The sequence below is a fragment of the Armatimonas sp. genome (genome assembly GCF_031410135.1).
Classification (GTDB): Bacteria; Armatimonadota; Armatimonadia; order Armatimonadales; family Armatimonadaceae; genus Armatimonas.
The window spans coordinates 1-1,053 of the sequence record NZ_JANNYP010000204.1 but is presented as its reverse complement, the minus strand read 5'-3'; the positions used below and the strand labels follow the sequence as shown (position 1 = coordinate 1,053).

General features: G+C 55.2%; 1 pseudogene. It reads right to left on the bottom strand.

Annotated features, from left to right (window positions below):
- Positions 1–817, bottom strand: a pseudogene (locus RMO15_RS07350) (IS256 family transposase); the annotation flags it as partial.
- Positions 818–1,053: the final 236 nt, after the last annotated feature.

Sequence of the window (1,053 nt, the reverse complement as noted above, 5' to 3'; positions counted from 1 at the left end):
CCCCCTCAGACTTGGGGCAAGCATCCGAGAGGTTTCGGATAAAGTGGGCTTGACATCGCTGCCAAGTGGCACCCGCGAAACTGCCTCCAATCGCTTTGACTAAGCCTGCATGATCGTCGGAGATGATAAACTCCACCCCGGTTAATCCCCGTGCCTTCAAGCTCGTGAAGAACTCGCTCCAACTCGCCTCGCTTTCCTTGTCTCCCAGGGCAAAGCCCAGTACGTGACGATAGCCCGCCTAGTCAATGCCACAGGCAATCAGCAGGGCACACTGGCGAACACGCCCATCCTCGCGTATTTTGACCACGATGGCATCTACCAGAACGAAGGGGAAGACTCCCAGAGGTCGCTCTCGCCAAGTCTTCACCAGAGGATCTAGCACCAAGCAGAGCTTAGAAACTTGAGACTTACTGACACCCTTCCCTTCGGGTGGGTACCCGGCTCCACAGAGCACCTCTGTGATAGCTTCCACTTTGCGCGTGCTGACTCCTTGAATCACCATTTCACACAGAGCCAGCACGAAGGCTTGCTCACTACGTTGATAGCGTTCCCATAAGTCAGGGCTGAACTCTCCTTCGCGTGTCCTTGGTACTTTAAGCGTGATGGTTCCGATTCGAGTCTGCATCTCTCGTTCCCGTGTGCCATTTCGATAGCCAACCCTCTCTTGAGTCCTCTCCCCTGGTTGTGCCTTGAGTGCTGCCGTGACCTGGTGGGCAAGCACTTGATTGAGCACCTGCTCGACCAGGATACTGAGTCCCTGCCCACTGAACAATTTTGGCAAATCTGCCTCGTTTACTGTAATCTCGAACTGAGCCATTTCTTTCTCCTCGGTTGTTGAAGTTTGTCACTCCAAGTATCGGGAGAGGGAGGTGGCTTTCTTGACTTTGCGGGCTGTCCCCATCTTTAGTGGGGCTTCGCCCGCCTCGTCAAGCCACCGAGCTATTTACACCATTATAAGGGCACGACCTCTCAGGAGCCTCGTGCCTCGGCTGCGAAGGGCGTGCCGCCCATAAGAATTCGGAGTTCCGTATGGCCCGAAGCGGCCTTTCTAGC